The following is a 14,957-nucleotide window of genomic DNA, read 5'->3' as shown; positions in this document are numbered from 1 at the left end:
ACCGGGGGGTCAGCGCGTCTTCAGGCCGTCGAGTAGCAGGGTGCTGACGAATCCCGCATTGTCCTCCGCCGCAACGCCTCTGCGGGTGAAGCAGCGCAGCAGCATCGTATTGGTGACGAGTGCGGCGATATCGCGTGAGGACAAGTTCTTGTCGAAACGACCGTTGCGCTGGCCTCGCAATACGACCGGCTCCAGCAGCGCCGGGAAATCCAATTCCTCCTTGATCGCCAGCATTCCTTCCGGCTCGCTGTAGGTATCGTGGGCGACCGCGGCCATCAGGGCATCCATGAAGACCGTCTCCTGCGCCACCAGCTGCGCGAACCGTTCCAGGTGCTTGCGCACCACCAGGTCGACGTGGTCGCCGTGGATCATCAGGTCGTCGTCCATCGATTCCGACAGCTTGGCGTATCCGGTACGCAATGCGCCGACGATGATGTGCGGCTTGGTCGGAAAAATCTGCCGGGCAATGGAAACCGGTACACCGGCCACTCCGGCAATGGTGTCCAGCGAGGACGCGAAGTAGCCGCGCTTACCGAATTCGTCCCGGGCGGCTCCGATCATCGCCCCTCTGGGATCGCTCGGAACAGACGCCGCGGCAGCAGGATTCGGGGCGAACACCCCCAATTTGTCGTAGACATCGACATATTCCTGCTCGGCGTTCAACACCGAGCCGGCGATCGCCAGTACGGCGTCGGCGAGCAACTGCGCCGAGACGGCATGCGGATCGATGCGCCGGCGCAGCAACATACCGTCGAGCAGTGCGGTGAGGACCAGCGCAAGCCGCTTCACCGTGAAGGGCTTTCGCAGCGTCGCCCCCCGGCTTCCGACGAGCGTGTTGAATGCCTCCACCGCCGTGGCGTCGCGCCGCCCGTACGTCTCGCGCAGCCGGCGCGCGAACTGCCCTCGGTCATGCCCGAAAACCGTTGCCAGCATGGCCCTATCGGTACCAACCAGTTCGTCTGCCTTGTCGAAGTACGCCTCCGCCATGGCGTGCACGGCGCGCACGACATCACCGTCGTGCGCCTCGAGCATCGTCCTGCTGACCGCCTTGACATCGTCGCCGCGCACGGCGGAGCGCACCAGACCCTCCAGCACGGCGTGAATGAACTGATCCTTGGTCCCATACCGCCGGAAGAACGTGGCGCGACCGAAATGCGCCTGGTCACAGATGCGCTCGATGGGTAGGCCGCGGTCGAGGAGGGCGATCGGATCGTTGAGCATGACGTCGATCGCGGCCTCTGCCAGTTGGCGGTCCGCGGTCTGGTCGTTGTCGGTCATGACAGCCTTCCCACACCGGTTGTCGACGAACCCACCGCGCCGTGGGCATCCCCTCCGCTGGGGTTGATCAGAACATCGAGACACCCTGTTACAGCGGGTGAGACCGATCGATCTCATCGATACGGATTCGACCACAACACGATAGTGCCCGCCCTGTGGCGACGAGCTTGCATGAATAGCAACACCTTCGCATCGAACACATCGCGCGGCGAAGGTCGAACACAGGAAGGCAAGATCGATGAGCGCCGTAGTCGACAATTTCCGAACCGACCGGCCTGACGAATGCCGGGCACCATGCCGACGACCCGCCTTGACCAAACGCGAAGTCGAGGTGGTGAATGCCTGGGTAGTGGCCGACACCAAAACGGAAGTGAGCAAGCGCCTGTACATCTCCATGGGCACGGTGAACACCCACGTGCTGCGGGTGCGCGAGAAATACCGCCTGGTGGGCCGCGACGCACCGACCAAAACCGCACTGCTGCTGCGATTTCTGCAGGACGGATTCGTCACCCTCGAACAATTGCTCGGCGAAACACCGACGGCCGCGCACGAGTCGAGCGACCCGGCGTGAGCATCGTGCGACGATCGATCGTCACCGCATGCGCCCTGACGGGAACAACCGAATTGCTGAGCCGGCACCGCGGCGCGGACCGTGTGGTGCCGAAGGCATGGGTACACCGATTCGCCGGGCTCGGCGGAATCGACGAGACGCTGTTATCGACTCAGCTGCACGGCATTCGATCGTTTCGCGAGCAACCGTGGACGACCTATTGGAATCGAATCGCCCGGTCGCAGCGCACTGCGGCCGCGCTGTCGCCCACCGCGGAACTACTGCTCGACCAGGGAGCCGCCGCCCGCGACATCCACACGGTGGACGCACTGGTGAAATCGACTGTGTACGGATTGATCTCGGCGTGGCCGGGCGGTTCCCCCGCCCGTACGGCGGCATATCACGACACCCGGAGACAACTGGAGCGATTGTCGACGACGCTCGAGCCCGCCCTCGGCGTCGAATTCGAGCCCTTCACCGTGGCCGACGACGGGGAGATCGTTCACGGTTGCCTGCTGCTGCCGAAGGGCAGCGGTCCGGTGCCGGTCGTGCTCATCGTCAACGGTGTCGACGCCACCGTGCAGGAGTCCCTGCTCGCCTTTCTCGGGTATCCCTGCCGCGGAATGGCCGTCGCCGCACTGGAGATGCCGGGCACCTGGGGCTCCCGCACTCGACTGTCGACTGCATCCGCGCAAGTGTTCGACACGGCCTTGCAGCAGCTCGCCGAACATCCCCGGATCGATCGCAACCGCATGGCCATGCTGGGGCTCAGCCTCGGCGGCTACTGGACGGCGGCGGTGGCCACCATCAACCGGCTGCTGCGCTGCGCTGTGGTCAGCGGCGCACCGACCGATCGGAGCTTCGGCCCGGCGGGCATGCTCGGGGTGCCCGCGGTCGTGATCGAGACCATGCGCAATGCCCTGGGCGCGAAGACGGTACGCGATCTCGGCACCCGACTGAGCCGATTCTCACTGCGCGGCCGGTACCCACTGATCGCGATTCCGCTGCTGGTGGTCAACGGTGATGCCGACGAGGTGGTCAGCGTGCGCGACTCACGGGATCTCGCCGCCGGTGCCCTCCGGGCGCAGCTACGGCTGTATCCCGGCGACGGTCATTGTGCCGCGCGGGAATTCGCCGATTGGACGGCCATGGCCGAGCGGTGGATGTGGCGGAACTTCACGGACGACGCAGATCCCACAGCGGCACGATGACGTGTTCGTCTGCCACCCAGCGGGATTCGATACGAGTGGCGGCCAGTTCATAACGGCTGCCCATCAGATGAATGTCCGCTCCGTGCGGGCCGGGCATCAGCACCGCCACCACGTTCGCCACCACCCGCGCCTGATCCCCCGCGATCGACACGGTCACGCCCGCGACGAGATGCTGTGTTTGCCAGAACATCTCATGGTTCTTTCGCGCGACCGCGACGATCTCCTCGACGGAGACGCATACGACGTCCGCCATTCTCAGCACAGCGTCGGGTGCGTAGTAGCGGTGCAGCCTCCCGAAATCCTTCCGATCCAAACATCCGGTGATGCCCGCGACCAGATCACCGAGATCAGCTCGATCCAGCAGTTGTTGCACCCGATCAGACGCAAGCGGCACGACCCCAACCTACCGCGCCCCGCCGATCACCGCGGAGAATCCGTCGTTCGACCGACCCCGACCCGCAAGCGACACATAAAGAAAAGTGAACCTGACCGACCTGATGGCTTTCTGGGAAGAATCCGACCTTCTGACAGCCTGCCAGCCTGTATGGCGCGCCGTGACAAGGGAATCCGGTGGCGACCTACCATTACGCCTTGACAGTTTCTGTAACCGGTTCTAGATTTGGTGCCGCGCCCCGGGCAAGCGGGCAGCGCTACATCACAGATGCGCAATGCATTTGGGGGCTTCTTCCGTCTATACGCGCTACGCGTGGCGGAACTGTTACGCAACCGAATTTTCTGAGCGGTTGGCATCGGGGGGGACTTCGCGACCCTTTGTCGACCGGAAGGGTCCGAGTGTGACTACATCCTATTTGCTCGGTGGTCATATCCCACTGACAGATTCGTCCGTCCAAGAATTCTATGGCCGCTATGCGACAATTCGCCGCGCATTCGACGAGGTCGCCGAATGGACGGAACTTTCCGTCCAGGATCTGCTCGTCGGCGGCGGCAGCGGTCAGGGCAAGGAAGCGTTGCACGCTTTCGACGGATTGCGGCAGGCGACGCTGGTCGTGGGTATGTACGACGTGCTCGCCGACCGCGGCATTCATCCCGACGCCGTCGGCGGCATCAGCCTCGGCGGCGTGATCGCCGCCAGTCTGGCCGGTGCGGTCGAGCGCAGTGAACTGTTCCAGATGCTGCACCACCACCGGCTCATTCCACCGCAGTCGCCCGACTCGCGACCGCAGGGAATGGCGGTGGCCGCCTTGCGATTCGGTGACGACCCGCTCGACTACTACGGCGAGCGTCGCCCCGGAATCTATCTCGCGGCCGACTACGACGCCGCTCACGGCGGCGATGTGCACGTCATCGTGCTGTCCGGATATACCGACGCGCTGGAGAAGTTGGTCGCCGAGCATCCGCGTCGCATGCAGATGCTGGAGGAGTATCCCGGCGCGTTCCACAGTCCCCTCGCGCAGTACGCGACGGACTTCATGGAACCCTATGTCGCCGGGATGACCTTCCGGGATCCGAAGATCACGCTGTTCTCTTCGCACACCCCGGATACCGTGTCCACGGCCGAGGAAGTGCGACAGTTCTTCCGGGACAACCACATTCGTTCCGTCGGAGTCAAGCCGCTGATGACGCAGGTCGAGCGGATCGGAACCACCACGGTGATCGGACTCGGGCCGGGTCTACCGCAGCGTCTGGTGGTGGAGCCGCTGACCATGACGTTGATTCTCACGCCCGATGAGCTGGATGCGGCCACGTCGACGCAAGCGCTCGGGTGACACATGTCGGAATATGTCCCTACCGGTGACGTCATCGCGATCGTCGGCCTGGCCGCCAGTGCGGAACCGGGCGCGTTCGACGCGGAGTTCTTCGGATTCGATCGGGCGGCGGCCGAGGCCACCGATGGCCGGCTCCTGATGCTGCTCGAAACCTCCTGGCAGGCAGTGGAATACGCGGGCATCGACCCGACGACGCTGCACGGGAGCGACACGAGCGTCCATATCGGTGCCGCCGGCGGCGATTTCGGCCGCGCCGCCACCGTGCTGGGCCTGCGCGGTCCGGTGCTGAGCATCGACACCGGCGCGTCCGCCATGCTGGCCGCCCTTGCGCTCGCGACGCGTTCGTTGACCGCCGGTGACTGTTCGCTCGCGCTCGCGGGCGGCGTCGGCGGCCTGGCCGAGGGCGCGGCGGTCTTCGTGCTGGAGCGATTGTCCGACGCCCAGGAGCGCGGCCACCGGGTGCTCGCCCTGGTCCGGGGCTCCGTGATCGATCAGGGCGAATCCACCGACGCCCTGTTGCACACGGCCGGCATCACGGCCGCCGACCTCGATGTCCAGGAACAGTTGCGGGGTGATTCCCCGATGACGGGCATCTCGGCCGTGCTCGACCTGATTCGCGAGCTGGGCGAGGACTCGATGCCGCGCCGGGGCACGGTATCGGTGTTCGGCACCGGTGGCACCGGTGCCCACGTGCTGCTGGAGCGGGCACCGGAGTCCGCGCCGGCCATGCTGTCGGACCGCGGTCACCGGGTGCCGTTGGTCATCTGGCCGCTGTCCGGCAAGTCGCCCGAGGCGCTGGTCGCGCAGGCCGCGCACCTCGCCGACCACGTCCGGGCGCACCCCGAGATCACCGCGCGCGAGGTAGGCCACGCGCTGACCACGACCCGGTCGACCTTCGACCACCGTGCGGTGGTGCTGGGGCGCAATCGGGTCGAATTGCTGGCCGGGCTGACGGCCGTGGCCGCGGGCAATCCGGCGGGGCCGCCTCGGGGCCGCGCCGTGCCCCGCCGGGTGGCGTTCGTCTTCCCCGGCCACGGCCCGCAATTCACGGGTATGGCCGCGCAATTGCTGTCCGAATCCCCGGTTTTCGCGGCGTCCATCGCCGAATGCGATGCGGCTCTGGCCGAATTCGTCGACTGGTCGTTGATCGACGTGCTGAACGAAGCGCCGAGCGCGCCCTCGGTCGAACGTCCCGACGTCGTGCAGCCCGCCCTCTTCGCGGCAATGGTTTCCCTTGCGGCACTGTGGAAGTCGTTCGGAATCGTGCCCGCCGCGGTGATCGGGCACTCGCAGGGCGAGATAGCGGCCGCGTATGTCGCGGGTGCGCTGACCCTGTCCGACGCCGTCAGGATCGTGGTCTCGCGCAGCAAGCTCCTGGTCGAGCTGAAGGGGACCGGCGGGATGGCGGCGGTCAATGCCTCCGCCGCACGGGTGCGTGAACTGATGTCCGGCATCGCGGATTTGCATATCGCGGCCGTCAACTCGCCGTCGGCCACTACCGTCGCGGGCGGGGTGGCGGCGGTGGAGCGAATGCTCGCCGCGTGCGAGCGGGAAGGCGTGCGGGCGCGTCGGCTCGCGGCCGAGGCCGCCGGGCACACCGAACACGTGGATGTGCTGCGCGAACGCTTTTCCGCCGCGGTCGCCCCGGTCACGGCGCGCGCCACCGACGTCACCTTCGTCTCCACGGTTGTCGGCGGCGTGCTGGCGGGCGAGGAACTGGGTCCGGACTATTGGTTCCGGAACATGCGCGAGCCGGTGAATTTCGACGATGGCTGCCGCAGCGTCCACGCGGCGGGCTGCGACGCTCTCATCGAGTTGAGCGTGCACCCGGTCCTGGCCGCCGCCATGCACGAATCGCTGGGCGACGCGGCAGATTCCTGCCTGATTCTCAGCTCGCTCCGGCGCGACGACGCCGGTATCCGCCGGGTGTTGACCGCCATCGGCGAGGGGCATGTCGGCGGTGTGTCCCCGGCGTGGCCGACGATCTACCCGGTCGGCTCCGAGCGGCCGATCGAACTGCCCACCTATGCTTTCCAACGTCGCCGGTATCGACATACGGTCGTCTCCGACGCCGGCCCCGACCTGGGGAACGAGGCTGCGGTCGACGGCTCGCGCCCCGCGTTCTTCGGCGTCGAATGGCTGCCCCTCCAGGCGTGGCGCGGACGCTACTCCGACAGCCGGGGTGGATGGGCGATTGTCGGCGCTGGGCCGCTCGGTGTGCGAGGGGCGGTCGGCACGCACCGTGACCTCGAATCCCTCTATGCCGCGGTGCATCACGAAGACGCCGTGCCGCCCGTGGTGGTGTGGTCGCGGCTGGTCTCCGGGGACACGCGATCCGATGCGCAGCCGCCGCAGGCGCTGCGCGCCGAACTCGCCGGGATGCTGAAGACGATCCAAACATGGCTGGCCGAGCCACGATTCGCCGAGAGCAAGCTTGTCATCCTCGCCCGCGGTGTGCATTCGGCCGAGACCGACGCGGGTGTCTCCGCGCTGGTGGACGCCAGCGCGTGGGCGCTGGTGCGCACCGCGCAGTCCGAACATCCGGACCGCATCGTGCAAATCGATCTCGACGCGGACGATATCAGCCTCGACGAGATCGCGACCGCCCTGCGCCTCGAGGAGCCCGAATTGGCGATGCGCCGTGGCGAATTCCTCGGCCGCCGCCTTCGCTCAGGGGCCGATGTCGCGCCCCCGCCCGAGGCGGCCGCCGCGCCGCCCGCCTTCGATCCGAACCGCACCGTGCTGATCACCGGTGGCACCGGTGCGATCGGTGCGATCATCGCCAGGCACCTGGTCCGCGGCTACGGCGCGAAGCATCTGCTGATCACCAGCCGCAGCGGTGCGGGAGCGGCCGGAATCGCGGAACTGACAGCGGAATTGGCCGCGATGGGCACACAGACGACCGTTGCCGCGTGCGATGTGAGCGATCGCGACGCGCTGGCCGCCGTGCTGGCCCGGGTACCGGACGCGCATCCGGTCGGCGCGGTCGTCCATCTCGCCGCGGCGCTCGCCGACGCGACCTTCACCGCGCTCACCGCCGACCAGCTCGATACCGCGCTGGCCGCGAAGGCCGTCGGCGCGTGGCACCTGCACGAACTCACCGTGCACCTGGACCTGTCGATGTTCGTGCTGTTCTCCTCTGCGGCAGGGGTATTCGGCTGGCCAGGTCAAGCCAACTACAGCGCCGCCAATGTCTTCCTCGACGGTCTGGCCGGGTACCGGCAGCGGCGCGGACTGCCCGCGACCGCACTGGCCTGGGGCTGGTGGGGAGACACCTCCAGTCTCGACGAACTCGACGACGCGGACCGCGCCCGCTTCGGCCGCTTGGGGCTGACCCCGATCACATCCGCGGAGGCCGTCGAATTCTTCGATGCCGCACTGCGCGCCGGGGTGCCCTACGCGCTTCCGGTCGGATTGGACATCGCGAGGGTGGCCGACGGGTCGACCGGCGAACCCGCGCCATTGTTCCGGGCGCTGCCGCACGCCGGGGGCCGAGCCGCGGCGAAGGCCGACGACCCAGCCGCGCTGACGGCTCGGATGGCGGCGCTCGGTCCGGCGGAGCGGCTCTCCGCCATGACCGAACTGCTCAAAGCGCCGGTCTCGATGGTGCTGGGGCACGCCACACCCGATGTGGTGCAATCGGATCGGCAGTTCGCCGAGATGGGTCTCGACTCCCTGGGTTCGATCGAACTCGGTGCGCGGTTGCGGGCGATGACCGGCGTGCGGGTGGGCAATGCCGTGATCTACAAGCATCCGACGGTCCGGCTGCTGGCCGGCCACGTGCTCGAACAGATTATCCCGAGGCCCGCCGACCTGGCCGCCCCGATCGTCGTCGAGGTCGAACAGCTCCTCGATCGCCTCTCGGCCATCTATGACCGAGAACCCTTGCCCACCGACCTCATTGCCCGCCTCACCGAGGCGACGGACCGACTGCGCGACACCGCGGTCGTTACGGCGGAGTCGGTCGGGAGCGTCGGATGACCACCGCGGGGGTGGAGCCCGTCGCGATCGTCGGCATGGCGGGCCGATTTCCGGGCGCGGCGGATATCGAGGCGCTGTGGGAGCTGCTGAACACCGGCGGCGACGCCATTCGCCCGGTGCCCGAACAACGCTGGGACACCGACGCCCCGCTGGACCGAGAGCGCAGGATTCAGGCCGTCGGCGGGTTCATCGACGGCGTCGCGGAATTCGACGCGGCGTTCTTCGCCGTGTCGCCACGCGAAGCCGCCGATATCGATCCGCAGCAGCGTCTGATGCTCGAAATGGCCTGGCGCGCGGTGGAAGACGGCCGTGCGCGCCCGGATGACCTCCGTGGCTCCCGCACCGGCGTCTATATCGGCGCCTCGTGGCACGACTACGAGATTCTGCGCAAGCACCGCGGCCTCGGCGCCAGCCAGCACAGTTCGGTCGGCAATGCGCTCGATGTCATCGCCTCGCGGGTCTCCTACACCCTCGGGTTGACCGGACCGAGCATGACCGTCGAGACGGGTTGTTCCTCGGCCCTGGTCGGATTGGACCTGGCGGTCCGGGCCATCCGGTCCGGGGACATCGACGCGGCCCTGGTCGGCGGCGCGAATCTGATGCTGGCACCGGATGTTTCGGTAGGGCTCACGTATTTCGGCGGGCTGTCGGAGGACGGGCGGTGCGCGGCGTTCGGGGTCGGCGCGAACGGATTCGTCCGTGGCGAGGGCGTGATCGCGATCTATCTCAAGCCGTTGCGGGCGGCCCTGCGCGACGGCGACCGGGTGCGGGCGGTCATCACGGAAACCGTCGTGAACAATGACGGCGGCGGCGAGAGCCTGGTGACACCCTCCTCCGAGGGCCAGCGGGATCTGCTGCGGCGGGCCTACCCGACGCGAGCCCTGGACATCGACACACTCGCCTATGTCGAGGCACACGGAACCGGAACGCGCCGAGGCGATCCCATCGAGGCGCGGGCGCTCGGTGAGATCCTCGGAGCCGGGCGCGCCGCCGCGAGTGGTCCGCTGCTGATCGGTTCGGTGAAGACCAATATCGGTCACCTGGAGGCCGCGGCGGGTATCGCCGGACTGGTGAAGGCCGTGCTGTGCCTCGAGCACGGTGTGGTGCCGCCGAGCCTGCACTCCGGAGAGCTCAGTCCCGATATCGACTTCGACGAACTGAATGTGCGAGTCGTGCGGGAGCACAGCGTGCTCCCGGACGGTGATGACGTCCGCATCGGCGTGAACTCGTTCGGCTGGGGCGGCACCAACGCGCACGTGGTGTTGCGTCGCGCGCCCCGCGTCGCACCGGAGACGGCACCGAGCACCGAGGTCGCGGGATTCCTTCCGGTGTCGGCGCATACCGCGACCGCACTGCGGCAGCGGTGCCGCGATCTCGCGGATCTGCTCGACGCCGAACCCGACCGCGTGGCCCCGATCGTCGCCGCGCTGAGCCTGCGCGCGCCCGCGCAACCACTGCGGGCGGCGGTGCTGAGCACCGCCCCGGACGAACTGGCGGCGGCACTGCGCGCGCACGCCGACGACCCGGCCGCCGAATCGCCGTCCACGCTGTCTGGGCGGGCCCGCGACATCGGCCGTACCGCTTTCGTTTTCCCCGGCCAGGGCGGGCAATGGCACGGCCTGAGCGCCGCGCTCTACGGCCGGGACGCGGAGTTCACCGCGGCCGTGGACACGTGCGCCGGCGCGCTGCGACCCCACGTCGACTGGGATCCGGTCGCGGTGCTGTCGGGCGCCGCGGGCCCGGGCTGGCTCGAGCGGGTGGATCAGGTACAGCCGGTGTTGTGGGCCTTGTCCCTGGGCATCGCGGCCTGCTGGCGGCGGGCGGGCATCGTGCCCGACGTCGTCGTCGGACACAGCCAGGGCGAAATCGCCGCGGCCACGGTGGCCGGTCTGCTCAGCGTGGACGACGCCGCGCTCATCGTGGCTCGGCGCAGTGCCCTGCTGCGGTCGGTCGCGGGGACCGGACGCATGCTGGCCGTCGAGCTGCCGGTCGCCGAGATTCCCGCCGCCATCGCGGGATTCGAGGATCTGGTGGCGCTGGCCGTGCACAACGGCCCGACCTCGTGCGTGCTCTCCGGTGACGCCGACGCCATCGAGGCGCTGAGCGAGATCCTCGGGGCCGACGGCGTCTTCTGCCGAATGGTCAATGTGGACTACGCCTCCCACAGCCCCGGGATGGCGGCCGTACGAATTCCCTTGCAGGCCGAGCTGGCCGGTGTCGCGCCCCTTCCGGGCGAGCGGGAGATGTTCTCGACGGTCCGGGTGGGCACCGTCGGACCGGAAGACCTCATCGGCGACTATTGGGTGGAAAATCTTTGCAACCCGGTACTTTTCGCCGACGCGATGAACGCGCTGTTCGATACCGGCGTCACCCATGTGGTCGAGATCGGCCCGCATCCGGTGCTGTTGCCGGCGGTGGAACAGCTGGCCGCCGAGCGCGCCGACGCGCCGCGGGTGCTGCCGTCCTTCTATCGGGACTGTGATCCCGGCATCGAGTGGCCGCGCAGTCTGGCGCGCGCCTTCGTCGCCGGGCTGCGCCCCTTCGCGGCGGTCGGCTCGACGACGCAGGCGCTGCCGAGGTATCCGCTGCTGCCGCAATCGCATTGGATCCCCGACGCCGGTCCGGCGCGGCTCGAACCGGCGGTAGGAACGCATCGAATCCCCGTGTACCCCAGCACTGTCGAAGCCGGGACCTGGCACGCGACGCTACCGGTCGACCCGGCGGGGATCCCCTGGCTGGCCGATCATGTGGTCGGCGACGCGGTGGTGGTTCCCGGCGCGTTCTGGGCCGTGCTGGCGCTCGCGGTGGCGCGCACCCGATTCGGTGCGGACACGGTGTCGTTGTCGGGGTTGCGGTTCGTGGAAATGCTCACCCTGGGCGCGATGCCGTCCCGGGTCGAAATCACGCTGCGGCAGGACTTCGCGGCCGGGGCGAGCTTCGAGATCGCGGCGCTGGACACGGATGCCGAGACGTGGACGGTGCATGCGCGCGGACGTGCGCTGCGGACCCCCGACAGCCCCGCCGCGCCGCGACCGTTCCCGTCCCTACCCGGCGAACCCTTGCCCGGCGACGAGCTGCCGGTGGCCGAGTTCTACGCCACCTGCGCCCGGCGCGGGGTGGACCTGGGGCCGAATTTCCAAGGGCTGTGCGAGCTCCGGCGCGGGCGCGACGAAGCGGGTGAGTTCGCGCTGGGCAGGATCGTGCTCAGCGAGAGCGCTCGCGCCACGTCGCATCCGGGCGAGTTGCACGCCACGCTCGTGGACTGCGCCATGCAGACGGCGCTGGCGCTGTTCGAGGGCGAGCACACCATGCTGCCCGGCGGCATCGATGAACTGCTGCTGGACGGCCGACCCGCCGGACACCTCGACACCGCCTGGGCCTATGCCGTCCGGCGCTCCGATACCACGGCCGATATTCACGTCTTCGACGCTGAGCGTGCGCCGCTGGCCCGCATCCTGGGCCTCGAACTGCTCGCGATCGAGGACGTGCGCGCCGAGACCGGGACGCACGACCGTGAACTGTCCTTCCTCTGGCAGGCGGCCACCCGGGTGGAAACGGGCAGGCCCGCAGGAACTTTCGCCGTCACCGGGTCCGGAGACGCCGTCGCCGAGCTGACCGCGGCGCTGCGCCGCGGCGGGGCCACCGTCGGCGTCGAGCAGGCCGACACGATAGTGCACCTCGCGCCCCCGGCCGACGCGGGCTTGGACCTCCAGCGCCGAGGGCTGCTCGAACTCCGCGACCTTGTCACCGCATGCGTCCGATCATCCGCCGCCACACCACGGCTGGTGGTGGTGACCACGGCGGCCCAGGCGATCGACCCCGCCGAGTGCCCCGACCCAGGTGGCGCGTTGTACTGGGGATTCGCTCGGGTTCTGCGCCGCGAGCACCCCGAATTGTCCACCGAGATCATCGATCTCGGTGCGCCCGATCTCGCCGCACCGCACCGGCGGTTCGATGAGTGCGCCGCCGAACTCCTGGCGCGAACCGGCGAGGACCAGATCGTGCTGCGCACCGGAGCCGCGCGGTACGTGGGCCGTCTGGAACAGGGCGAGCAGCCGGAAAACACTGCGACAGTGCGTCCTTGGCATGCCACGACGCGTACGTTCCAGCTCGTCGGCGCTGCCGGACGGATCGGAGCCCAAACGCACCCGCGGCCGTTCGAGGTGCGTTCACCCGAGTCGGGCGAGGTGGTGATCGACATCGAGGCGGCGGCGGTGGACAACCGCGACGCGCTACTGGCGGCGGGGACGTCTCCCGGCGACGCCGCAGACCGGAATCCACTGGGCCTCGCGTGCGCGGGTGTCATCCGCGCGGTCGGTCCCGGGGTCACCGATCGCGCCGTCGGCGACCGGGTGGTGGCCTGTGGGTTCGGTTCCCTGGCAACGCATCTGACCGTGCGGGCCGATCACACGCAACCGATTCCGGACGCCATGTCGGCCGAGCTCGCCGCTGCCTTGCCCATGGCGATCACCACCGCCTGGTACGCGTTCACCGCCCTCGCTCGATTGGAGCCGGGCGAGACGGTGCTGATCCACTCCGCCGCAACGGTATCGGGACGAGCCGCACTCCGCGTCGCCCGCGAACTCGGGGCGCGGATCATCGCCACCACCGCCACCGCTGCGGGCCGGGACGAGCTGCGTCGCGACCTCGGCCTCGAGGATGTCTTCGATTCCCGGACGCCGGAGTGGGCGGACGCGGTTCGGGCGGTGACCGGCGGCCGTGGGGTCGACGTGGTGCTCGATCCGCTGACCGGGTCGACCGACGAGCTCGGCCTGCGGGTGCTGGCCGAGGACGGGCGCTATCTCGCGGTCGGTGCATCGGATATCCGGATCGATCGTCGGATCGGGTTGCGGCAGTTAGCGAACGGGATCACCCTCGCGGCAGTCGATGTCCCCGGACTGATGGTTCGTCGTCCCGAACGGTTCGCCGCCGCACTGCGGGAGGCGTGGCAGCGGGTCGGTGTGCGGGCCGCAGCCCCGGGGGCCATCACCGTCGGTGAATTCACCGGGGCAGCGGCCCTGCTGGCAGCTTTCGCAGGGATCGAGCAGGAGAGCCGGGGCGCGCTCGTGCTCACCGGGCCGAGCCGGGTCACCGACATCGCTCCGGATCCCCTGCCGGAGAGGCGTTTCCGCGCACACGGCACCTATGTCATCACCGGCGGTCACGGCGCGCTGGGCCGCAGTCTGGCCGACCACCTGCTCGCCAATGGTGCGGGCGCGGTGGCGTTGATCGGCAGGAACGCACCGGACGCGGTGGAAGCGGCCGGGCTGCACAGCTATCGGGCCGATGTGGCGGACGCGGCCGAGCTCGCCTCGGCACTGGACGCGATCCGCACGCAACTTCCGCCGCTGCGCGGGGTTTTCCACGCCGCCGGCATCCTCGACGACGCCACCATCCTGGGGCTCGAGGCGGACCGGTTGGAGCGCGTGCTTCGGCCCAAGATCGATGGCGCCCGGCACCTGGACACGCTCACCGCCGACGATCCCCTGGACCTGTTCGTCCTGTTCTCCTCGGCCGCCGCCTTGATCGGCAGCTCCGGACAGGCCGCGTACGTAGCGGCCAACGCCTATCTCGACGCGCTCGCGTCGGCGCGTCGGCACGCGGGGCGGCCCGGGTTGAGCATCCAATGGGGGTACTTCGCCGACGTGGGACTGGCCGCGGCACAGGATGATCGGCGTGCTCGGCTCATCGAACGCGGAATCACCAGCCACACCACCGGCGAGGCGTGGCACGCCATGGCCGGCTTCCTCGCCCAGGACCGAGCCGTGGCCGGGTATATGGCCTTCGACCCACGACTGTGGTTCGACGCGTATCCCGACGCCGCCGCCCAACCGAGCTGGCAGCTGCTGCGGCAGCGGAGCGTGCTCGTGTCGGCGGGGGCGGGGGCGGTCGAATTCCATGCGGCGCTGGCGGATTGCACCGCCGCCGGTCGGCACGTCCTGGTCCGGGACAAGATCACCGAAGTGGCCGCGCGCGTATTGCGCATGCAACCGGCCGAGCTCGATTCCCGCACGCCGTTCAAAGCGCTCGGGCTCGATTCCCTCATGAGTCTGGAATTGCGCAACCGCCTGGAATCCGCGTTCGGACTGCGGCTTTCGCCCACCCTGCTGTGGACCTACGGCACCGCCGAGACGCTGGCGGGCGCGATCGGCGAACGACTCACCGACACACTGCCCACGGTCCCCGTGACCGTCGGCTGACATGACATCA

The 14,957-nt window shown here is 68.8% G+C and carries 7 protein-coding genes; 5 read left to right on the top strand and 2 right to left on the bottom strand.

Annotated elements, in window-relative coordinates:
- Positions 1 to 9 precede the first annotated feature (9 nt).
- Positions 10 to 1,536 (bottom strand): TetR family transcriptional regulator, encoded by a 1,527-nt coding sequence (locus ACFXHA_RS26320; protein WP_379361199.1) that lies wholly within the window; start codon positions 1,534 to 1,536, stop codon positions 10 to 12.
- A gap of 52 nt (positions 1,537 to 1,588) precedes the next feature.
- On the opposite strand from ACFXHA_RS26320, the gene ACFXHA_RS26315 reads away from it, so the two are divergent.
- A complete protein-coding gene (locus ACFXHA_RS26315; protein ID WP_379361197.1) occupies positions 1,589 to 1,849 on the top strand; it encodes a helix-turn-helix transcriptional regulator in 261 nt (86 codons plus the stop codon).
- A complete protein-coding gene (locus ACFXHA_RS26310) occupies positions 1,846 to 3,039 on the top strand; it encodes an alpha/beta hydrolase family protein (RefSeq protein WP_379361195.1) in 1,194 nt (397 codons plus the stop codon). Before ACFXHA_RS26315 ends, ACFXHA_RS26310 begins: the two co-directional genes overlap by 4 nt.
- Here the strand turns inward: ACFXHA_RS26310 and ACFXHA_RS26305 are convergent.
- A complete protein-coding gene (locus ACFXHA_RS26305) occupies positions 3,005 to 3,433 on the bottom strand; it encodes a nuclear transport factor 2 family protein (RefSeq protein WP_379361193.1) in 429 nt (142 codons plus the stop codon). The two genes, ACFXHA_RS26310 and ACFXHA_RS26305, sit on opposite strands and share 35 nt — an antisense overlap.
- A 400-nt stretch (positions 3,434 to 3,833) precedes the next feature.
- Between ACFXHA_RS26305 and ACFXHA_RS26300 the strand changes: the two genes are divergently transcribed.
- From ACFXHA_RS26300 to ACFXHA_RS26290, 3 genes are read left to right on the top strand one after another with little or no spacing between them, the layout of a single operon-like run.
- Positions 3,834 to 4,766, top strand: coding sequence for an acyltransferase domain-containing protein (locus ACFXHA_RS26300; RefSeq protein ID WP_379361191.1), 933 nt, complete (start codon positions 3,834 to 3,836; stop codon positions 4,764 to 4,766).
- Positions 4,767 to 4,769: 3 nt separating this feature from the next.
- A complete protein-coding gene (locus ACFXHA_RS26295; protein ID WP_379361189.1) occupies positions 4,770 to 8,747 on the top strand; it encodes an SDR family NAD(P)-dependent oxidoreductase in 3,978 nt (1,325 codons plus the stop codon).
- A complete protein-coding gene (locus tag ACFXHA_RS26290) occupies positions 8,744 to 14,947 on the top strand; it encodes an SDR family NAD(P)-dependent oxidoreductase (RefSeq protein WP_379361187.1) in 6,204 nt (2,067 codons plus the stop codon). Before ACFXHA_RS26295 ends, ACFXHA_RS26290 begins: the two co-directional genes overlap by 4 nt.
- Positions 14,948 to 14,957: the final 10 nt, after the last annotated feature.

The sequence above is a fragment of the Nocardia sp. NPDC059240 genome (assembly GCF_042753865.1).
Classification (GTDB): Bacteria; Actinomycetota; Actinomycetes; order Mycobacteriales; family Mycobacteriaceae; genus Nocardia.
Note: the sequence above shows the minus strand (reverse complement) of the source record. Positions and strands in the feature narration are given on the sequence as shown.

Excerpts from the sequence above, each read along its gene's own strand:
- ACFXHA_RS26295 (WP_379361189.1), top strand. The coding sequence starts at position 4,770 with ATGTCGGAATATGTCCCTACCGGTGACGTCATCGCGATCGTCGGCCTG.
- ACFXHA_RS26290 (WP_379361187.1), top strand. The coding sequence starts at position 8,744 with ATGACCACCGCGGGGGTGGAGCCCGTCGCGATCGTCGGCATGGCGGGC.